The organism is Amphritea japonica ATCC BAA-1530 (genome assembly GCF_016592435.1).
Lineage (GTDB): Bacteria > Pseudomonadota > Gammaproteobacteria > Pseudomonadales > Balneatricaceae > Amphritea > Amphritea japonica.
Map to the genome: position 1 here is coordinate 503,692 of NZ_AP014545.1, position 19,667 is coordinate 523,358.

Sequence of the window (19,667 nt, forward strand, 5' to 3'; positions counted from 1 at the left end):
CTTTGATATTTTTGCGTCACCTTATACGACCTGCTCTCAGTCTGACAATCATTATGAATGATTAATTAAATGCTGAGACCTTAATCGGATCTGATTATGGAACGTAGTACGCTGTTAACATTGTTTCTCTCTTTACTGTCTCCGATGGGGGGCTCTAACAGTTACGCCCAGGGGCAGGCTGACTTGAGTTGCGGGGTAGATGAAGTGCCCGCGTATGTCATCTCTTACGACCATATTTTTACGCGATTAATTAATGAACAGCCCGATATGAAGGGGCGCCGGACAGTTATCGCGTCAATGGATACCCATTATATTGAAGAAGTCGGGGAACAGTTGGATGTCCAGGCCAGGCGTCGTGGTGAAATACTATATAACCCGTATCGTAAAGAGCAGTGGGAAACCAACGAGGCTGTCTATACGTATCAGAATAATATGGCGCGTGTACGGTTACATGTGTCAGGTATAAAGAGTTCGGTTTCCTATAAGTTGCTATCAGAGGGAGACCCTGTTCGGGAAATCGCGGGTTATAAGTGCAATTGGCATGAAGTGGATATTGCAGGTGCTCAGAAAACCCAGGTTTGTCATGCGCTGTTTTACGGTTGGACCATTCCACTTTATACCCGAAAAATTTCTCAGGGGCGGGATGTCCTGTTTTCTGAGGCAACGGATATTTTCCCGCGTTGTATCAAGAGAGTGAGCTTATATGTTCCTGATGACAAACCCTGGAAGTTTTCAAAATGAGGTGGCTTTCATGCTTGAAATGGTTGGGGGGTGGCATAAGCGGATCAAGAGATGGCTATACGACCGGATGGCATGGCGCAATTGACAAGTTTATTGTTGAATAGGGATCGGAAAAGGAGCTTTCGGTTGTGGATTGAAGGCTGATCGGCGAAAATAGCGCCCAATATATTATTCTTGGCCATTGCCGGTTACTGGCAGGGCCCTTTTCAAAAAAACCGGATCTCTATGTCTAGCATCTCACAGGAAGTTTCGACCCGTCGAACTTTCGCTATCATCTCCCACCCGGATGCGGGTAAAACTACCATTACCGAAAAGTTGTTGTTGTTCGGAAACCTGATTCAGAAGGCCGGTACTGTTAAGGGCAAGAAATCTGATCGCCACGCTACTTCTGACTGGATGAGTATGGAGAAGGAGCGGGGTATTTCCGTAACTTCATCAGTGATGCAGTTTCCCCATAATGGTCGGATTGTAAATCTGCTGGATACACCGGGACACGAGGATTTCTCGGAAGATACTTACCGTACACTGACAGCAGTTGACTCCGCTTTGATGGTGGTTGATGGCGCTAAGGGTGTCGAGGCTCGAACCATTAAACTGATGGAAGTTTGCCGGCTGCGGGATACGCCGATCCTGTCGTTTGTTAACAAGATGGACCGGGATATCCGTGATCCGATTGATCTGTTGGATGAGATTGAAGAAGTATTAAAGATCGCTGCTGCGCCGATCACCTGGCCGATCAGTATGGGTAAGGATTTTCGTGGGGTATATAACCTTTATACCGATACTATTCATGTTTTCACCCCTGGTCAGGGCAGCGTGATTTCAGAGGATATTCAGGTTAAAGGGCTAGAAAGCCCAGAAGCTCAGGAGCTACTGGGTGACCTGTATGATGATTTCGTTGAAGAAGTTGAACTGGTACGTGGTGCCAGCCACGAATATGATCAGACAGAGTATCTTGCAGGTCGGCAGACACCGGTTTACTTTGGTACAGCGCTGTCTAACTTTGGTGTTCGTGAGATGTTGGACGGCTTCGTGGAGCTCGCCCCTTCTCCGATTGCCCGGGAGACGCTGAGCCGTTCTGTAGCGGTAGATGAAGAGAAGTTTTCTGGCTTTGTCTTTAAGATTCAGGCCAATATGGACCCTAAGCACCGTGACCGAATCGCGTTTATGCGTGTCTGCTCCGGTAGTTATACCCGGGGCATGAAAATGCGCCATGTGCGGATCAAGAAAGATGTAAAGATTGCGGATGCAGTAACCTTTCTGGCAGGTGATCGTTCTAATGTTGAGGAAGCCTGGTCTGGCGATATTATCGGCCTGCACAATCACGGTACGATTCAGATTGGCGATACTTTTACGGAAGGCGAAGATCTGAAATTTACAGGTATTCCGCACTTTGCGCCGGAAATGTTCCGTCGTGTACGGCCTAAAGATCCACTGAAAATGAAGCAACTTCAGAAAGGTTTGCAACAGCTGTCAGAAGAGGGCGCCGTTCAGCTTTTCCAGCCGATCAACAAAAATGATTTGATTCTGGGTGCGGTAGGTCAGCTACAGTTTGAAGTCGTGGTATACCGTCTGAAAGATGAGTATAAAGTTGAGTGTTTATATGAGCCTGTCACTATTTCTACTGCTCGTTGGGTTGAATGTGATGACGACCGCAAATTAGAAGAGTTTCGTAGAAAAGGTGGCGATAACCTGGCATTGGATGGCGGTGGACTATTGACCTATCTGGCGCCTACCCGGGTTAATCTGAGCCTGACCGAGGAGCGCTGGCCGGATATGCAGTTCCGCGCTACCCGCGAACACTAGTTCTATAGTTGATCTGTTAAGCCGGTACCGAGCTAATTCTCAGTACCGGCTTTTTTATGTACAGGATGTACGTGAGCGGTTATGCACAAGATGTGCGATATGCCATGAGTGTAGGGATATGCGTGAGCGGTGATGTTCATAATTGAATTTATACTCTGCTGGATATAAGCACCTGAATCGCAATCTGTTTATACTGTTTTTATGAAACTAATTGATACTCACTGTCATCTGGATTTTCCTGAGCTGTCTGTTGAGATAGAGGCTGTACTCGAACGTGCCCGTAAAGCTGGAGTTGATAAGTTCGTTGTGCCTGGTGTTAGTGTTGATAACTGGAGTGCGGTTCTGAATCTGTGTTCCGGGCACGCAGGACTCTATCCTGCGTTAGGGCTTCACCCTTGTTTCCTGAAGGGGGATCATGCTGATGATATCGCCCTGTTAGCTGCAACGCTAAAGGATAATGATCAAATTGTAGCGGTGGGGGAGATCGGACTTGATCTGTTTATTCCCGATGCAAACCTGCAGCAGCAGTTGGCGGTACTGAACCCTCAATTAGCATTGGCAAAAGAATATCAGAAACCGGTCCTGCTGCATGTTCGTAAAGCTCATGATCCATTGCTAAAGCAATTGCGCCAGTTAAAACTGGAGAGAGCGGGGTTGGTGCATGCATTTTCAGGCAGTGAGCAACAAGCCAGAGAGTATCTTAAATTGGGGTTTAAGCTGGGTGTTGGTGGCTCGGTGACTTATGAGCGAGCCTCGAAGCTGAGACGGCTGGTTGCTGAGTTGCCTCTGGAAAGCTTCGTGTTGGAGACAGACAGCCCGGATATGCCACTGCAGGGCTACCAGGGGCAGGTTAATTATCCCGAGCGAGTTGTTAAAGTTGCTATGGCTGTTGCGAAAATTCGACAACAGCCACTGGCTGACGTGATTGAGGTAACTTCGATTCAGTCGTCTAAGTGTTTAGGGCTGTTGTAAGTTTTTAGGGCTGTAGAGTGATGTATCAATACGGAGGAGAGTATTCCAGACAGTTTCGGTATATTTGTTAGCAGGGATTTTGTAGTAACGCCCATCTTTACTTGTTTTTTCAACTGGGTACTCGGCGTTTTTTGGTTTAAGCAACATGCGTAACAGATTACCGCGATAGTTTGGCCCAGTGAGTTGCTGGCCGTAAACCTCTTCGATTGCGCCGAAGTATGAGAGGCCGGAACTAATTGAGCTTAAGTTCATACAGTCCTGGTCATTTCCCTGGCAGTAAGAAAAGTCTTTCAGGTCGACTGTGTAGTAACTTTTGTCTGTAGGCTCTGGCAGCTCGGGGATGCTGCCCATGCACCCTGTCAGGGCGAGGGTTATTAGCGCTGCGGTTATCACTCTGAACATATCTATTCCTGTTGTCTTAGACTTTCAATAAAGCACTTCGTTAGGGCTATAAGCTGTTAGTTCATATCTTCATATGGGTTGCTGACATCAAGGCTGACCGTCTGGGAGTACCCTGGTAGCTTTATTTCGCGATCGCTGATATCGAGGTCTTCACCTGTGAGGACGTTATGATCGTATAGGTAAATCGGCTGGGACAGCCCTTTGATGCTGTCTTGATCGTATGCAACAGCGGCCTCACGGGTAACCTCAAGTTTGTCCTGATAACGAGCCATAGCAGCCTGACCATGACGTTTTAGCAGCATTTTTGTGGTGATATGCGGGGCTAGTACCACTGCACTGGCATTGTTTCCGCCAAAGCCCTTTGAATTGAGGATAATAGAGTCCATTCCCTGGCTACCCACTTCGACATGTTCATTGCTTAGCTTCAGGTTGCTGGCATGAATATCAGTGGCAAACTCATTTGTGGTGAGGATTCCTGGAATATAACCGTACTTCCAGACACCCATCGATAAGTTAAGCTGGTCGCCACCGGCGGTTCCCTGAGAGTGACCCAGGAAACATTTCATTGCGGCGACATTCCAGTCCTGTATGCCAAAAGCTTTGGCGGTCTGGTTGATAACATGAGATTCAGTAATTCGATTTTGCGGTGTGCTGGTGCCATGCGCCTGAACAAAACTACGCTGTTGTAGAGATGTTTCACCCAGCATATTTTTAACCAGTGCAGCGGCTTTACCCAGAGTAATGTAGTTACCAATACCAGGTGCCGAGATCGATTTCTTATGGCCGTCAGCGTTGACAAATACTTCCGGTACAGCGCCGTATATATCAGCTCCTAGTTCAAGGGCCAGGTCATCACTCATCAACAGGGTGAATTGGGAGGATTCAGCGATGGTGAAGCCACAGTTGTTACCGAATGGGCGACAGATATTGCGATAATCATCGGCGTTGAGTTCGGTCAGCCCATCGAGGGCTAGCAGGTCTTTATCCTCTGCTAATGCGCCCATTGCCCGGAAACCTTCGATAATTTCTGGCGTTACCGGGGCATCGCTGCCGCCTACCAGAACCACTTTGCGGCGACCGGAACGTATATCGTTAACAGCGCTACGCAGGTTGTAGAGGTATGTTGCACAGGCGCCTAATGCTCCGCCTGTTACACCAACGCTACCGAGTACGTACGCGTTAACAAAGTCAGCAGGCATCTGTGCGTAGCCAAGCGGCATCTGTTTGGACGTCGTGCGTTTGCCGATGGATGGATACTTTGTCAGTCCGCCAAAGCCAAAGTCGTCCAGTTGACCGATGGAGTTACTGGCATACACACCAATCTGATCAGGGCGTACGCTATCAGCAATTTTATCCCAGGGGATTCCAGATGATTGCAATGCATCAGAGGCTGAAAAAACCGTCATCTGTAGATTGCGAGGATGATTCCGGGATTGATAAAGTGTGCCGGGTTTAAAACCGGTAGGTAGCTGCCCCGCTGACTGTACTTTGGCTTCTCGAAAGTCAGGGAATATAACGTCCAGATCGCCTTTCAGTGTGACTTCTGTCTGTGTCGCTGAAAGTTGTTTTAATTCCCAGTTTTCGGGCGTGTTCATTGGCAGTTGCCGGGGGCGAAGGGTAAAGCGAATTGACTCTTCAGTGTTTATCTTTGCGGGTTTATTAAAGGTCAGGTGGTGTATATCGAAACACTCTTTTTCGATGCGCCGGATCAGTGTGCTGTTACAGATCTGCGGACGGATAACGTCCAGCAATTCATTAACCTCTGTTGCATCCCCGCTTTGATTGATAAAGCCGCCGTCATTATAACAGGCCAGCCCCATCAACGTTGCCAGGTCAAGGAGAGTCTCGGTGCGCTCTTTATCGTTTAGTTTGTCCAGGATAAGGCGGCGATAGCCATGGTGAAATGAACTGCGTCCGGCTGGACTGATACCGCCGAAACCCACAATGACAGGTAGCTGAGACAAGTGATTACCCTCGGGACTGAATAATAAAATCGCGATACAAAGGTCTTACAATTTTTCCTAAGAAGAGATTCTATAAGGTGTTGTAACCTGAGGCCAGATCTATATAGGTAAAAATACCCTGCTCAGGTGATATTCAGCTTAAAATGTAATAATTTAGCCTTTAGGTTGATTCTCAGCGGAACTTAGTCTGTTATAAAACGACTAACGAAGCCTCGATCTGTGTTGGTTAAACAAAGTGGAGCTTTTTCCAGGCTTCTCTTTTTGTAGATTCTAAGGAGCAACAATGAAAAAAATTATTGTCTTGGCCGGTGTGCTGGCATTGGCAGGGTGTCAGACGCTTGACCCCTATACTCAGGAATCTAAAACCAGTAATGCAGCGAAGGGTGGTGGTATTGGTGCAATTGCCGGTGCTGTACTGGGTAATGCGGTGGCTGGAAAAGGGAATAGGACCGAAGGTGCGATTGCCGGTGCGCTGGTGGGTGGTGCCATCGGTGGTGGTATTGGTTATTACATGGACAAGCAAGAGATGTTGCTGCGTCAGGAATTGGAAGGCACTGGAGTAAGGGTAGAGCGGGTTGGAGACTCTATTCGTCTGATTATGCCGGGGAATGTTACGTTCCCAACCGGATCGTACAATATTGATCGGGGTTTTTATCCGGTACTGGATTCAGTGACCAAGGTCTTTATGAAGTTTGATAAAACGGCGATCAACGTCGATGGATTTACCGACAGCACCGGTTCATTTGAAACCAATCAAACCCTCTCAGAGCGTCGTGCTGCCAGTGTGTCCCAGTATCTTGCCAGTGGAGGTATAGCTGCGCTTAGATTACAGTCCCGTGGTTATGGTGAACGTTATCCTGTAGCGAGTAATGACAATGCGTCAGGCCGTGCTTTGAACCGGCGTGTAGAAGTAAATATTCGGGGTAGCCAATAAGCGCTTCGCGCTTATTACCAGGAAATTACGACATCGTCTGGCTGTATATTATAAATAGCGCCATCGTCTGGTAGCCGGCCAATTGCAAACATTGGCTGTACTTCGGTAACGGTCACGGTTTTGCGGGTGTTGGTGAGTTGTACTTGGCTGCGCATGTCTTCAGTAAAGAAGCTGGATTTACGGTAGACCGTTAACTTGTCGCCGGCATTGATACCAGAGAGTGCGCCTGCATTAAACCAGATAAGGTTTCCGTCGCTCTTGGTGATGCGGGCGGAGAATGGCATACAGCGGAGTTCGTTATTCAGATCGGTGGCAACCTGATTGAGCATTTTTCGGGTTTGCTTACCATAATCCAGACGCCAGAATTCGGCGCTGGCGAAACCGGGGCGTGCTTCAGGTTCAAGGTTCCAGCGGCCTGCGGTGGCGTATTGCTTACTGAAGAGCAGGGCTCCCGAGAAACCATCATGAATATAGAGATCCAGTGCCAGGCTGCGCAGATGGCGTTTGCTGCGGTAATCCATTCGGTTGTAAAGATCGAACAGAATGTTGCGATTTGGGTCAATAACTGAGGAGTCAGCCATGGTCATATCCCGGATGACGCCGGAGATTATATATTGCACATCTAATTGCCGGGTATGATCCAGAACGGTTGTCAGGGCTCCGGCACTGAGTTGTCGAGTCGGTGCTGTGGATGCCGTTTGGTGAACATTCAGCATACCGGCGTTCAGTGCTTTCAGGTTACTTGTTTGATTGATCTGGTTGCTGAGTATATTTCCAAGTTCGGTCTGGATACTACTGAGTTTACCCAGATTCGCTTGCTGTGGATAAAGTAGAGGGAAGGCGGTGATAGCGACGGATTTCTGATAGCCGTGGCCAGATACTCCGGCGGGACAGCCCTTTTCGAAATCGACGTTAGCTCGCACTTTTACCCATAGCATACGTCCCTTAATTTCTTCGTCCAGTACCTCTATATTGCTTACCATTCCCAGCGTGCTGACCTGCATGTTATCGATGCTCAATACCCCCTGATTCAGGGTCTGGGTGCTGCTGACAATCGCGCTGGCCTGAAGCGATGCCTGCTGGGTGGCATTTTTGATAGCGGCCTGACGGGCAGAGTCGAGATCGTTGTTAAATATCAGGGCTTGTCCCTCTGCTTCCATCGTAACGGCATGCAGTGACAGGCTGATAAAACTAATTACTAAAGCGGCGAGGATACGTAGCATAGGATTAAACATAACTTATGGCTGACCGATAATACTCTAAGGTATGCAAATTATTGACTTGATGCAATACAGCAGGGACTGTTTAAGTGCCTGATTTATGTTAGTTTAAACGGATATTTAATTCTGGGTGTCTGGTGTTGATGAGATATTCTTTACTGCTTGTTCCTATTCTGCTGTCTGGCCTGTTGTCCGGGTGCATGCTGAAAGAACCTGTTCCGGTGACGGTACAGAGTGTTGATCCGCAGGTGATGGCGCAGATGCGTGAAGCTGAGGCGGCTAACCTGGAGGCGCGACGTGAGTTGACTAAGCATGAAGTCAGCGTTGTTGGAGAGTCGTCGTCAGGTGCTGATCCGCTGAGTGAGGCGGTGGCACAGATGGCGGTTCAGCTGAATGTGGGTCTGGCTGAGAACCGGGTAAAGCGGTTGCCTATCGCAATCCTTCCCTTTGTTCAGTTAGGGAGTAAAGCATCCGGTACACCTACCGGCGAGCGGCTGAGTGAAAATTTTATTTTTCAATTGCAGCAGCATGGTTATAACCTGATCGATTTTCGGGCAGTGAGCTTAAATACTTCTGCAAAAGACCCTCTGTCTACTGCAAACCTATCAGCATTGCATAATCGCTTTCGTATTCATTTTGTCCTTACCGGTACCTATAGTCAGCACCAGGACGGCATTATTATTAATGCCCGGGTGCTGGATACGACTACCCGGCAAATTCTGGCAGCGTCACAAACAAATATACCTTCGGTCCGGCTAGAAGGGGCTTTGCCGGGGTACGATCCGATTAAAGCGATGGATGAGGGGATGATAATTGAAAACGGCACACGCAAGGCGACAGAGGGCGTGAAATGATTTTATCCCATGCTGTAAAAAGAGTGTTTAAAGGTGTTTTTGTTTTGATGCTGGCGATAACGCTGGGAGGTTGCGAAACCTTTGTCGAGTCGACCAAGGATATTGTCTCGGCGTTGCCGGACTTGCCTCCCCGGGTTGATTCGACGCCTGTGGAGCCAAATTGGGCCCAGGTAACGGGATATGCCCCTATCAGTCTTCAGGAGGGGCAAACAGAGCAGCATAAAATGCTGATGGCGATGAAGGCTTCTAAGCTGGATGCTTATCGTGAACTGACTGTGCTGGTACATGGGCAATATCTGGCAGGTACGACTTCAGTAAAAGATATGGTGCTGCAAAATAATCAATTTCAGGGGGCTGTTGCAGGGATAGTGCGCGGTGCTCGGGTGGTGAAGAGCTATCCGATACAATCCGACGTCTATGCAACGATTCTGGAGGTTGATCTGAATCAGGTTCAGCGGGCCTGGCAATCCAGTCAGTAACGGTTGTTAGTATGAAAAAAAAACGCCGGTTATCCGGCGTTTTTTTATGGGTGGAGTGCGCTGGGTTATTTTGGCTTCTGTGTCGCCTCAAAAGCGGCCAGTTGTTCAGGTGTCGCTGGCTTTTGATGTTGTTTTTTCCACTCGGAGTATGGCATGCCATAGACGTGTTCGCAGGCCTCTTCATAGCTTATCTCAATATTTTGGTCGTCGGCTGCAGCTTTATACCATTTAGACAGGCAGTTACGGCAAAAACCCGCCAGAATCATCAGGTCTATATTTTGTACATCCTTACGCTCATCCAGATGTTTTACTAAGCGGCGGAAGGCTGCTGCTTCAAGTTCGGTTTGTGTTTTTGTGTCCATGATGGATCCTTGTGATCTAAGCAGTGCTGTTTTCTTGGCTTGTTATTTGAAATCAGGTTGACTGACTGTGTTCATCGAGTTGCTGGCAGATGGTCTGTTTCAGGCTTTCACAGAGCTCAGGGTCAGTGATCGGTTGCCCATCGTCGTCATTGATATAGAAAAGATCCTCTACCCGCTCGCCAATGCTGGTGATCATCGCTTTTCGTACGTGGATTCCCAGGTCTACGAAGATGCCGCCAAGACGGGCCAGCAGGCCGGGACGGTCGGGGGTAATGACTTTAACTATGGTTAGCTGGGTTGCCGGGTCTGTACTCAGGCTGACCTGGGTCGGATAGGCAAAGAGCTTCATTTGGCGAGGAATTCGTCGCTGGATGATGGCTGGGAAATCATCTGGATCATCCAGTTCTTCAATAAGGCGGATTCGGATTCGCTCAAGATAATCATCATCTTCCGGCAGAGGCAGGTTGTCTTCGGTCAGCACGGTATATGTATTCAGAGCCTGGTTGTTATCTGCCACCATGATCTGAGCGTCCTGAATGGTCAGGTTTAACTGGTCAAGTGCAGAGGCTGTTGCCGCAAATAGATTGGGCAGGTCTTGCATGTAGACGAATACCTCGGTCGCACCTTCGTAGGCTCTGTAAGAGGTCTTGCGGATCATTACCAGTGGTAAGGTCGAATCGCCATGCTCAAGTATTGCCTGGGTTTGCCAGGCAATATGCTGAGGCTGTTCCCGCAGAAAGTAATCTTCACCCAGCATGTTCCAGAATTGTTCAACGTCAGCTGAGCTGTGGCCTTTGCGTTGCAATATGGCCAGAGATTCATTTTGAGTCTGTTCAATTCTGTCGTCTTTATTGACGGGGTTTTCAAGTCCGCGGCGCAGAGTGCGTTTTGTTTCAGTGTAGAGCTGGCGCATCAGGGTGGCGCGCCAGCTGTTCCATAGGGTGTGATTGGTTGCGTTAATATCGGCGACGGTGAGAATGTAAAGATAGTCAAGGTGGACAACGTCACCTATCTGTTCCGCAAAACGGACAATGACATCCGGATCAGATATGTCTTTACGTTGTGCTGTCATGGACATCAGAAGATGGTTTTTGACTAGCCATTGAACCAAATAGGTATCCCATTTGCCCAAGTGGTGTCGTTGGCAGAATTCGATGGCATCGGTTGCTCCGAGTTCCGAGTGATCACCACCGCGGCCTTTAGCTATATCATGGTATAAACCGGCGATATAGATAAGTTCAATCTTGGGGAGTTGATTCACCACCCGGTGGGCGATCGGGAATTTCTCTCTTTGATCTCCGTGGCGGAACTGGCGGATATTCTGAATCACTTTAAGGGTGTGGGCATCCACCGTATAGATGTGAAAAAGATCATGCTGCATCTGGCCAATGATTCGACCGAATTCAGGTAGGTAAAGACCGAGTATGCCATAGCGGTTCATCCGTTTGAGTTCGGTGGATACTCTTGCATCCTGACGCAAAAGTTCCATGAACAGCGAAGTGTTGCGGATATCGTTACGGAAATCATCGTCTATGCGGTGTCGGTTGTTTCTGATAAGTCGAATTGTAGAAGCGCGAACGCCTTTAATTTCATCGTTCTGTGCCAGCAGGACGAACATCTCCAGCATGGCGAAGGGTTGGTGCTCAAATACTGACTCATGGGAGACCCGAATGAAGCCATTATGCAGATTGAAACGGTTATTCAGCGGCACGATAACCTGCTCTTCTTCGTGCCGGAGTATGACTTCATCAAAATACTGCAATAGCATGCCGTTAAACTCTGACATCGCTTTGGCGACTCGGTAATACTTATACATGAACTGTTCGACGGCCAGTGCGCCGTTCTGATCGGTGTAGCCAAAGAACTCTGCCAGTGTCCGCTGATGATCAAATAGCAGGCGATCTTCACGACGGTTGCAGAGCATATGCATGGCATACCGAAGGCTCCAGAGGTACAACTCGCCTTTGTTGAGAGTGTCCAGCTCTATCTCAGTCACGAAGCCATGATCAACCAGATCGCGGATATAGGTAGCGCCGAAGTGTCGTTTGGCAACCCAACCGATAGTCTGCAGGTCGCGCAGCCCTCCGGGAGAAGTTTTCAGATTGGGTTCCAGGTTGTACTCAGTGTCGTTGGTCTTATCATGTCGCCGTGATTGTTCGTCAACTTTGGCCAGGAAAAACTCTTTATCGGTCCAGGCCCCTTCAGAAGTGACCTTCAGGTACATTTGGATATGTAGGTCTTCATTGCCCACCAGGGGACGCGATTCAATCAGATTGGTGGCAATCGTGATATCGTTTTTAGCTTCCTCGTAGCACTCATCCAGGGTTCGCACGCTGGATCCGATATCCAGATTGATATCCCAGAGCAATGTAAGAAAGCCGCTGATACTTTCTTGTACTTCGGCATCTTCGATATCGTGAAGCAGGATCAGAAGATCTACATCAGAACGGGGGTGTAGTTCGCCGCGGCCATAGCCGCCGACGGCTATCAGGGAGACATGCTGCTCTGATGGCCACTTAAACAGATTCCATGCCTGGAGAAGAAGCTGGTCAACCAGCCAGGCCCGGCCATAAACCAGTTTGCGAATATCTTCGCCATCTTTGAACCGCTGGTCCATGGTTTCCTGAGCGGACTTCAGGGCCTGCTTGAATACCGGTAAAGGTGAGCTGGATTCCGCTAGTGCGGCAGTAAATTCACAAGCTGAGAACAGTGTTGAGTCAGCAGCAAAAGCAGTATTCGACATTGAGGGGTCCCATCAGAGGCCAGATCTAAAGAGGCCAGGCTTAGAAGTTTTCTTCCTTACGTTTGGTCAAGACTTCACAGCCATCGGCGGTGACTAATAATGTGTGTTCCCATTGAGCAGATAGTCGTTTGTCAACGGTTTCGACTGTCCAGCCATCCCTTTTAAGTAGTTTAACGTGTCGTTTGCCAGCGTTAATCATCGGTTCAATGGTAAAGCACATGCCTTCCTGTAGTTCGAAGCCGGTACCGGGTTTACCATAATGAACAACCTGCGGTTCTTCATGGAAATCTTTGCCGATGCCATGTCCGCAGTATTCACGTACAACGGAATAGTGATTGGATTCAGCCAGTTCCTGAATTACATGGCCAATATCGCCTAATTGAGCGCCGGGTTTAACCAGTGCAATCCCTTTGTAGAGGCATTCCAGTGTGAGTTCGCAGAGACGTTCCGCATGGGGCGGTGCTTTACCTACATAAAACATCTTGCTGGTATCGCCGTGGTAACCCTCTTTGATAACAGTGATATCAATATTGATAATATCGCCGTTTTTCAATTTCTTATCGTTTGGGATGCCGTGGCATACAACGTGGTTAACGGAGGTGCAGATCGATTTTGGAAAGCCGTGATAGTTCAGTGGTGCGGGGATCGCATTTTGTTCGTTGACGATATAATCGTGACAGATCTTATTGATCTCTTCAGTCGTTACGCCAGGCTTTACAAAGGGCTCGATCATTTCTAATACTTCCGCGGCCAAACGGCCAGCGACGCGCATTTTTTCGATCTCATCCGGTGTTTTAATAGTGATGCTCATATAAACCCTTAATAATGTAAGCCTTTGGGGCATAAGAAAATATGTGAAGATAGTTGAGCGATTGTAGCTAATTAACCACTCAAGAACAAAAAAACACTATAAATAGATTATAATTTCTGCTTCATGTTTGCGGGGATTTATGGTATAAAATCGCGCTCGAAATTTGTGTATGAAATGCAAATTTTTAAATCCACACATGTTACCGACACATACTCTTGGGTGCCGCTTGCGGTTGGGGTATGGGGTGCATGGAGGTCTAACCCTAAACTTTAGGAAATTAAAATGGCAAAAGTTACAATGCGTGACCTGCTTAAAGCAGGTGTTCACTTCGGTCACCAGACCCGTTACTGGAATCCGAAAATGGGTAAGTACATTTTCGGTGCTCGTAACAAAATTCATATCATCAACCTTGAGCACACTCTGCCTGCCCTGAACGGTGCGCTGGATGTTGTTAAAGGTATGGCTGTGAACAAGAACAAGATCTTGTTCGTTGGTACTAAGCGCGCTGCTAGCAAAACTGTTAAAGAAGAAGCTAGCCGTGCAAACATGCCGTACGTTAACCATCGCTGGTTGGGTGGCATGCTGACTAACTACAAGACTATCCGTCAGTCTATCCGTCGCTACCGCGATCTGGAAGGACAGAGCCAGGATGGTACTTTCGCTCAGCTGACTAAGAAAGAAGCTCTGATGCGTCAGCGTGAGATGGAAAAGCTGGAACGTTCTATCGGTGGTATCAAGGACATGGGTGGTCTTCCTGACGCACTGTTTGTTATCGATGTTGATCACGAGCGTATCGCTATCAATGAAGCAAATAAGCTGGGTATCCCCGTTATTGGTATCGTTGATACTAACAGCAACCCTGACGGTGTTGACTACGTAATCCCAGGTAATGACGATGCTCTGCGCGCAATTCAGATCTACGTTAAAGCTGCTGCGGATGCATGTTCTGAAGGCACTGAAGTGAATGCTGGTGACAAGAGCGAATTCGTTGAAGTTGAAAACAACGAAGCTGCTGCTGAGTAATCAGACTGTCAGGCGATTTGGATAAATTATTCAAGTACGCCGGAGGGGGAGCTTAGCTCCCCTTTTTTTGAATTTGAATCTATAGATTGTTAATGGGGTAAAACCAAATGGCAAAGTTCTCCGCTAAGCAGGTTAAAGAACTGCGCGATCGTACCGGTCTGGGTATGATGGAGTGTAAAAAAGCGCTGGCTGCTGCTGATGGCGACGTTGATAAGGCGATCGAAGAGCTGCGTAAAGCTTCAGGCATGAAGGCTGCTAAGAAAGCCGGTCGTACCGCTGCTGAAGGTGTTGTTGTAGTACAAGTTGCAGATGATAATAGCTACGCTGTTGCTGTAGAAGTTAACTCTGAAACCGACTTTGCTGCACGTGATGCTAACTTCCTGGCATTCACTCAGACTGTATTGGCGAAAGCGTTCGCTGAGAAACAGACTGATGTTGAAGCGCTGATGGCTGGTGAGCTGACTGATGTTCGTGATGCTCTGGTTCAGAAAATCGGTGAAAACATCGGTGTGCGCCGTGTTTTGATCGTTGAAGGTGCTGTTGTTGCAGCTTACGTTCACGGTACTGGTACTTTGGCAGCTCTGGTTGCTCTGAGTGGTGGTGATGCTGAACTGGCTAAAGATGTTGCGATGCATGTGACAGCTGTTAACCCACAAGTGGTTAGCAAAGAAGATATGCCTGCTGATGTTGTGGCTAAAGAGAAAGAGATCATTCTGGCGCAGCCTGATATGGCAAGCAAGCCTGCTGAAATCGCTGAAAAGATGGTTGTTGGTCGTATCAACAAATACCTGGCTGAGAATAGCCTGGTTGAACAGCCATTTGTTAAGAACCCAGATGTTAAAGTGGGTCAGCTGGTTAAAGATGCGGGCGCGTCCGTTGCATCTTTCATCCGCATTGAAGTAGGCGAAGGTATCGAAGTTGAAGAGAAAGACTTCGCTACTGAGGTTGCTGAGCAACTGAAGGGTTAAATACTGACCCTGCACAGATTGTGCGCCTGTTCTGGGTGCGCAATCTCTTTTTTTATTGATACACTGGTACGAACTCAGTCTGGGTGGAGACGAACCAATGCCTGCCTCAAATAAGCATTCCAAGTACAAACGTATTCTTCTTAAGTTAAGTGGCGAAGCCCTGATGGGAGAAGAGAATTTCGGGATCGATCCTAAAGTAATGAACCGCATGGCCCTTGAAATTGGCCAGTTAGTGGGTATTGGTGTACAGATCGGTATGGTTATCGGAGGTGGTAACCTGTTTCGCGGTGCTGCACTGAGCGCGGCAGGTCTTGATCGGGTAACCGGCGACCATATGGGCATGCTGGCAACCGTGATGAACGCGCTAGCGATGCGGGATGCGCTGGAACGTAGTAACATAGCTACCCGGGTTATGTCTGCGATACCGATGACCGGTGTGGTAGATGATTATGATCGTCGTAATGCGGTCCGTTATCTGGACCAGGGCGATGTTGTTATTTTTTCTGCGGGTACAGGTAACCCGTTTTTTACCACAGACTCAGCCGCCTGCTTGCGGGGCATTGAAATTGATGCTGATGTGGTAATTAAAGCCACCAAAGTTGATGGTGTGTATACTGCGGATCCAATGAAAGATCCTTCTGCCAAGCGTTATCTGCATCTGAATTTTGATGAAGCGCTTGAAAAGCAGCTGGGAGTAATGGATCTGACTGCAATCTGTCTGGCCCGTGACCATGAGATGCCGGTTCGGGTTTTCAATATGAACAAGCCGGGTGCGTTGGCCAATCTGATTGTTGGCAGCGACGAGGGAACTCTCATTGATAATAATGAGACGGTAGGAGATAAATATGCTGAATGAGATCGCTGAAGACGCCCAGGATCGTATGGGTAAAAGTCTGGAAGCTTTAGCTACTAACCTGAAGAAAATTCGTACAGGTCGTGCTCACCCTAGTATTCTGGAAACCGTGCAGGTGAACTATTATGGTTCTAATGTGCCGTTGAGTCAGGTTGCCAATATTAGTGTTGAGGATGGTCGTACTTTATCGATATCTCCATGGGAATCTAATCTGGTTCCGGATATTGAAAAAGCAATTATGAAATCAGATCTGGGATTGAACCCTTCTACGGCGGGCGCGGTTATCCGTGTGCCAATGCCAGCGCTGACGGAAGAGACGCGTAAGGGTTATATTCGTCAGGCACGTCAGGAAGCGGAGAACGGCCGGGTATCAATCCGAAGTGTTCGTCGTGATGCGAACGGTGATGTGAAAGACCTGTTGAAGGAAAAAGAGATCACTGAAGATGAAGCACGTGGCAGTGATGATCGGATTCAGAAATTGACGGATAAGTTTATCGCTGAAGTAGACGTGTTACTTCAGGCGAAAGAAACTGATTTGATGGAAATTTGATAGGGAATAGCCGGTAGCTCAGGTTGCCGGTATCTGATATGTCTGAAAAATTACAGCTCAGCTTGCCTGCGGGTAAATCTGTTCCACGTCATATTGCTTTGATTATGGATGGCAATAATCGGTGGGCGAAAAAGCATGGAAAGGGAAGCCTTGCGGGTCATCGGGCTGGAGTTGATAGCGTTCGAAGTGTCATTCAAGGCTGCGCTGAGCTGGGCGTAGAAGTGCTGACGTTGTTTGCTTTTAGTAGTGAAAACTGGCAGCGGCCTCCCCTTGAGGTCAAGGGCTTGATGGAGCTGTTTGCGCTGGCGCTTGATCGTGAGGTGAAAAAGCTTCACAAACACAATATCAGATTGCATGTGATTGGCGATAAAAGTCGTTTTAGTCAGTCATTGCAGAAGAAGATCGCTAAAGCGGAACAGTTGACTGCTGGAAATACTGGCTTGATCGTCAATGTGGCGGCCAATTACGGTGGCAAGTGGGATATTGTTCAGGCGGCTAAGCGCTTTGCTCAGGGTTGTTTAGACGGTCTGTATGCGCCAGATCAACTCGATGCAGACCTGCTGGGTTCAATGATTTCTTTAAGTGATCAGCCGGCGCCGGATCTATGTATTCGTACGGCGGGTGAGCAAAGAATAAGTAATTTTCTGATTTGGCAGATGGCCTACAGCGAATATTTCTTTAGTGACTTATTGTGGCCAGACTTCAATAAGTATGCCTTAGGTGCAGCTATACAGAGTTATGCAACTCGTGAGCGACGCTTTGGTAAGACCAGCGAACAGTTAGAGGCGGATGATGCTTAAACAGAGGGTATGGACTGCTGTCCTGTTGGCTCCATTAGCTTTGGCTGGGCTTTTTCTCACCAGCTCTGATGTCTTTAAAGTATTTGTCGCGGGTATTGTATTGTTAGGTGCCTGGGAGTGGGCGAATCTGTCAGGCCTGACCTCTTTGTCCTCTCGTTTTGGATACACTTCTCTTATTGCTGCTTTGATGGCGGCGTTAAACTATATCTCTCCGCAGGCTAACTTTATTAGTTATCTATCTGTCGCTGTGCTGTTTTGGCTGATTGCTCTGTTCTGGGTGGTTCGATATCCCGTAACAGGTGCATGGAGCTCAGTATGGCAGCGTGCCCTGATCGGTGTTGTCGTTCTTTTGCCCTGTTGGATGGGTTTGGTCAGTCTGCAAAGCCTTCCGTCCGGCAGTGCTCTGATGTTGATGTTGTTGCTATTGGTCTGGGGTGCCGATATTGGTGCTTACTTTGCGGGTAAAGCCTGGGGGCAGGCGAAGCTTGCGCCTAACGTTAGTCCCGGTAAAACCCGGGCTGGGATGTGGGGTGGTCTGGCTGCTTGTGCCGTTATCGCTCTCGGTTTTGTTATCTATCTTGAACTTGCTCTGCTGGATGGAGTCTATTTGTTGCTGTTAGCGATGATTGCCGGTGTTGCTTCGGTTCTCGGTGATCTGTTTGAAAGTATGCTAAAACGGCATCGTGGTATAAAAGACAGTAGTCAGTTGTTGCCAGGTCATGGTGGCATACTCGACCGAATAGATAGCATTACCTCGGCTGCGCCAGTGTTTGTATTGGGTGTGCAGTTGTTGGCTATCTCCTGAATCTGAGGTTTGATGGATATTCTTAATACCGTATTCGCATTAATTGTTACGTTAGGCATCCTGGTAACGATTCATGAATACGGACATTTCTGGGTTGCCAGGCGTTGTGGTGTCAAAGTGCTGCGGTTTTCGGTTGGCTTTGGTACGCCGCTGATTCGTTGGCGTGACAAGTTAGACACTGAGTATGTTATCGCGATGATTCCTCTTGGGGGATATGTCTCGATGCTGGACGAACGGGAAACCGAGGTTGAGCCTGCGTTACAGAATCAGACCTTTAATCGAAAGCCGGTTCTGCAGCGCATTGCAATTGTCGCAGCCGGGCCTATTGTTAATCTTATCTTTGCTGTATTTGTCTACTGGGCGATGTTTGTTTCCGGTGTAGAGAAGGTTGTACCTGTTGTCGGTAGTGTTGTTCCCGGAAGCGTTGCGGAGCAAGCGGGCTTACAGCGAGGTGTTGAGGTGCTTTCAGTTGCAGGTCGCGACACGCCTTCCTGGGATGATGTTAATCTGGCGCTGGCTGCTTATATTGGAGAATCTGCTGTTGTGCCCCTTACGGTGAGTCAGTCGGCACAGGGGTTGAGACAGGATCTTCAATTAAATTTGAAGGGCTGGGATTTTAATCCCGAGGCACAAAGTCCCCTGTCGGCGTTAGGTGTTATTCCTTATCGACCAGTTTATCCAGCCGTTCTTGGGCAGGTTGTTGAAGCAGGTGCTGCCAGTCGAGCAGGATTGTTGGTTGCCGATCAGGTGATTGCTGTCGACGGTGTAGCCATTACTGAGTGGATTGAGTTCGTTCAGTTGGTCAGGCGAAGTCCTGGTCAGGAGATGATTATTGATGTGCTGCGTAATGAGCAGCAGTTATCCCTGGCGTTAACACCTATCGAGCAATTTGAAGGCGAGCAGGCCGTGGGTAAAATAGGCGCTGCGGTTGCACCGGTTAACTGGCCTCCGGAGATGTTACGGCAGGTGCGATACGGTGTTCTGGAGTCAATTCAGCAAGCGTTTTCTAAAACCTGGCAGATGATCACGCTAACCCTTGATTCTATTTGGAAAATGTTTGAAGGGATCTTATCGGTAAAAAACTTGAGTGGACCGATAACCATTGCTAAAGTGGCGGGGGCTTCTGCGGCTTCGGGCGTGGAGGCATTCGCAGGTTTTTTGGCGTATCTGAGTATTAGTCTCGGTATTCTTAATTTATTGCCAATCCCTATGTTGGATGGTGGTCATCTGCTGTATTACGCGGTAGAACTACTAAGAGGGCGGCCTGTATCTGAAAAGGTGCAGATGGTCGGTTTGAAAATCGGGATGGCAGTTTTGTTTTCGATTATGGGCGTCGCTATTTTTAATGACTTAATGCGGCTTTAATTTATCTATTTCAAT

The 19,667-nt window shown here is 48.2% G+C and carries 19 protein-coding genes; 13 read left to right on the forward strand and 6 right to left on the reverse strand.

Annotation, left to right across the window (positions count from 1 at the left end; translation table 11 throughout):
- Nucleotides 1-96 precede the first annotated feature (96 nt).
- From AMJAP_RS02400 to AMJAP_RS02410, 3 genes are all read left to right on the forward strand, one after another.
- Entirely contained in the window at nt 97-741 is a 645-nt protein-coding gene (locus AMJAP_RS02400; RefSeq protein WP_019620761.1) for a hypothetical protein, read from the forward strand.
- 225 nt (nt 742-966) lie between these two features.
- Nucleotides 967-2,547: a peptide chain release factor 3 gene (locus AMJAP_RS02405; RefSeq protein ID WP_026339999.1), complete on the forward strand. Its 1,581-nt coding sequence runs from the start codon at nt 967-969 to the stop codon at nt 2,545-2,547.
- A gap of 201 nt (nt 2,548-2,748) precedes the next feature.
- On the forward strand, nt 2,749-3,519 hold the full coding sequence (locus AMJAP_RS02410; protein ID WP_019620759.1) for a TatD family hydrolase: 771 nt from the start codon (nt 2,749-2,751) through the stop codon (nt 3,517-3,519).
- Here the strand turns inward: AMJAP_RS02410 and AMJAP_RS02415 are convergent.
- Together AMJAP_RS02415 and AMJAP_RS02420 are read right to left on the reverse strand one after the other, a co-directional pair.
- Nucleotides 3,505-3,921, reverse strand: coding sequence for a hypothetical protein (locus AMJAP_RS02415; RefSeq protein WP_019620758.1), 417 nt, complete (start codon nt 3,919-3,921; stop codon nt 3,505-3,507). The two genes, AMJAP_RS02410 and AMJAP_RS02415, sit on opposite strands and share 15 nt — an antisense overlap.
- A 56-nt stretch (nt 3,922-3,977) precedes the next feature.
- The gene (locus AMJAP_RS02420; protein ID WP_019620757.1) at nt 3,978-5,885 is read right to left on the reverse strand and encodes a beta-ketoacyl synthase; all 1,908 of its coding nucleotides are present in this window, start codon (nt 5,883-5,885) and stop codon (nt 3,978-3,980) included.
- Between the two features lie 283 nt (nt 5,886-6,168).
- Between AMJAP_RS02420 and AMJAP_RS02425 the strand changes: the two genes are divergently transcribed.
- On the forward strand, nt 6,169-6,819 hold the full coding sequence (locus tag AMJAP_RS02425) for an OmpA family protein (RefSeq protein ID WP_019620756.1): 651 nt from the start codon (nt 6,169-6,171) through the stop codon (nt 6,817-6,819).
- A 14-nt stretch (nt 6,820-6,833) separates the two neighbouring features.
- Here AMJAP_RS02425 and AMJAP_RS02430 read toward each other — a convergent pair whose 3' ends face one another.
- The gene (locus AMJAP_RS02430) at nt 6,834-8,054 is read right to left on the reverse strand and encodes a flagella assembly protein FlgT (protein ID WP_019620755.1); all 1,221 of its coding nucleotides are present in this window, start codon (nt 8,052-8,054) and stop codon (nt 6,834-6,836) included.
- Nucleotides 8,055-8,182: 128 nt separating this feature from the next.
- Between AMJAP_RS02430 and AMJAP_RS02435 the strand changes: the two genes are divergently transcribed.
- Together AMJAP_RS02435 and AMJAP_RS02440 are read left to right on the forward strand one after the other, a co-directional pair.
- Nucleotides 8,183-8,893, forward strand: a complete 711-nt coding sequence (locus tag AMJAP_RS02435) for a FlgO family outer membrane protein (RefSeq protein ID WP_019620754.1) — start codon at nt 8,183-8,185, stop codon at nt 8,891-8,893.
- Nucleotides 8,890-9,372 carry an LPP20 family lipoprotein gene (locus AMJAP_RS02440; protein ID WP_019620753.1) on the forward strand — a complete coding sequence of 161 codons (483 nt, stop codon included), beginning with the start codon at nt 8,890-8,892 and terminating at the stop codon, nt 9,370-9,372. The genes AMJAP_RS02435 and AMJAP_RS02440 overlap by 4 nt, the downstream gene beginning before the upstream one ends.
- Nucleotides 9,373-9,437: 65 nt before the next feature.
- Here the strand turns inward: AMJAP_RS02440 and AMJAP_RS02445 are convergent, their stop codons facing one another.
- From AMJAP_RS02445 to map, 3 genes are read right to left on the reverse strand one after another with little or no spacing between them, the layout of a single operon-like run.
- A complete protein-coding gene (locus AMJAP_RS02445) occupies nt 9,438-9,734 on the reverse strand; it encodes a DUF1244 domain-containing protein (protein ID WP_019620752.1) in 297 nt (98 codons plus the stop codon).
- 52 nt (nt 9,735-9,786) lie between these two features.
- Entirely contained in the window at nt 9,787-12,477 is a 2,691-nt protein-coding gene (locus AMJAP_RS02450) for a [protein-PII] uridylyltransferase (RefSeq protein WP_019620751.1), read from the reverse strand.
- Nucleotides 12,478-12,517: 40 nt separating this feature from the next.
- Complete coding sequence (gene map, locus AMJAP_RS02455; protein WP_019620750.1) at nt 12,518-13,288, reverse strand: type I methionyl aminopeptidase; 771 nt, start codon at nt 13,286-13,288, stop codon at nt 12,518-12,520.
- Between the two features lie 282 nt (nt 13,289-13,570).
- On the opposite strand from map, the gene rpsB reads away from it, so the two are divergent.
- The 7 genes from rpsB (at nt 13,571) to rseP (ending at nt 19,652) form a co-directional block, all read left to right on the forward strand.
- The gene (gene rpsB, locus AMJAP_RS02460) at nt 13,571-14,311 is read left to right on the forward strand and encodes a 30S ribosomal protein S2 (RefSeq protein WP_019620749.1); all 741 of its coding nucleotides are present in this window, start codon (nt 13,571-13,573) and stop codon (nt 14,309-14,311) included.
- Between the two features lie 107 nt (nt 14,312-14,418).
- The gene (gene tsf, locus AMJAP_RS02465) at nt 14,419-15,279 is read left to right on the forward strand and encodes a translation elongation factor Ts (protein WP_019620748.1); all 861 of its coding nucleotides are present in this window, start codon (nt 14,419-14,421) and stop codon (nt 15,277-15,279) included.
- A gap of 97 nt (nt 15,280-15,376) precedes the next feature.
- On the forward strand, nt 15,377-16,135 hold the full coding sequence (gene pyrH, locus AMJAP_RS02470) for a UMP kinase (protein ID WP_019620747.1): 759 nt from the start codon (nt 15,377-15,379) through the stop codon (nt 16,133-16,135).
- A complete protein-coding gene (frr, locus tag AMJAP_RS02475) occupies nt 16,125-16,682 on the forward strand; it encodes a ribosome recycling factor (protein WP_019620746.1) in 558 nt (185 codons plus the stop codon). Before pyrH ends, frr begins: the two co-directional genes overlap by 11 nt.
- Before the next feature lie 38 nt (nt 16,683-16,720).
- Complete coding sequence (uppS, locus tag AMJAP_RS02480) at nt 16,721-17,482, forward strand: polyprenyl diphosphate synthase (protein WP_019620745.1); 762 nt, start codon at nt 16,721-16,723, stop codon at nt 17,480-17,482.
- A complete protein-coding gene (locus AMJAP_RS02485; RefSeq protein WP_315972437.1) occupies nt 17,472-18,287 on the forward strand; it encodes a phosphatidate cytidylyltransferase in 816 nt (271 codons plus the stop codon). Before uppS ends, AMJAP_RS02485 begins: the two co-directional genes overlap by 11 nt.
- Before the next feature lie 12 nt (nt 18,288-18,299).
- Nucleotides 18,300-19,652: a sigma E protease regulator RseP gene (rseP, locus tag AMJAP_RS02490; protein ID WP_019620743.1), complete on the forward strand. Its 1,353-nt coding sequence runs from the start codon at nt 18,300-18,302 to the stop codon at nt 19,650-19,652.
- The last annotated feature ends 15 nt before the right edge of the window (nt 19,653-19,667 follow it).

Coding starts and splice junctions, on each gene's coding strand:
- AMJAP_RS02400 (WP_019620761.1), top strand. CDS start 97: ATGGAACGTAGTACGCTGTTAACATTGTTTCTCTCTTTACTGTCTCCG.
- AMJAP_RS02405 (WP_026339999.1), top strand. CDS start 967: ATGTCTAGCATCTCACAGGAAGTTTCGACCCGTCGAACTTTCGCTATC.
- AMJAP_RS02410 (WP_019620759.1), top strand. CDS start 2,749: ATGAAACTAATTGATACTCACTGTCATCTGGATTTTCCTGAGCTGTCT.
- AMJAP_RS02415 (WP_019620758.1), bottom strand. CDS start 3,921: ATGTTCAGAGTGATAACCGCAGCGCTAATAACCCTCGCCCTGACAGGG.
- AMJAP_RS02425 (WP_019620756.1), top strand. CDS start 6,169: ATGAAAAAAATTATTGTCTTGGCCGGTGTGCTGGCATTGGCAGGGTGT.
- AMJAP_RS02430 (WP_019620755.1), bottom strand. CDS start 8,054: ATGTTTAATCCTATGCTACGTATCCTCGCCGCTTTAGTAATTAGTTTT.
- AMJAP_RS02435 (WP_019620754.1), top strand. CDS start 8,183: ATGAGATATTCTTTACTGCTTGTTCCTATTCTGCTGTCTGGCCTGTTG.
- AMJAP_RS02440 (WP_019620753.1), top strand. CDS start 8,890: ATGATTTTATCCCATGCTGTAAAAAGAGTGTTTAAAGGTGTTTTTGTT.
- AMJAP_RS02445 (WP_019620752.1), bottom strand. CDS start 9,734: ATGGACACAAAAACACAAACCGAACTTGAAGCAGCAGCCTTCCGCCGC.
- AMJAP_RS02450 (WP_019620751.1), bottom strand. CDS start 12,477: ATGTCGAATACTGCTTTTGCTGCTGACTCAACACTGTTCTCAGCTTGT.
- map (WP_019620750.1), bottom strand. CDS start 13,288: ATGAGCATCACTATTAAAACACCGGATGAGATCGAAAAAATGCGCGTC.
- rpsB (WP_019620749.1), top strand. CDS start 13,571: ATGGCAAAAGTTACAATGCGTGACCTGCTTAAAGCAGGTGTTCACTTC.
- tsf (WP_019620748.1), top strand. CDS start 14,419: ATGGCAAAGTTCTCCGCTAAGCAGGTTAAAGAACTGCGCGATCGTACC.
- pyrH (WP_019620747.1), top strand. CDS start 15,377: ATGCCTGCCTCAAATAAGCATTCCAAGTACAAACGTATTCTTCTTAAG.
- frr (WP_019620746.1), top strand. CDS start 16,125: ATGCTGAATGAGATCGCTGAAGACGCCCAGGATCGTATGGGTAAAAGT.
- uppS (WP_019620745.1), top strand. CDS start 16,721: ATGTCTGAAAAATTACAGCTCAGCTTGCCTGCGGGTAAATCTGTTCCA.
- AMJAP_RS02485 (WP_315972437.1), top strand. CDS start 17,472: ATGATGCTTAAACAGAGGGTATGGACTGCTGTCCTGTTGGCTCCATTA.
- rseP (WP_019620743.1), top strand. CDS start 18,300: ATGGATATTCTTAATACCGTATTCGCATTAATTGTTACGTTAGGCATC.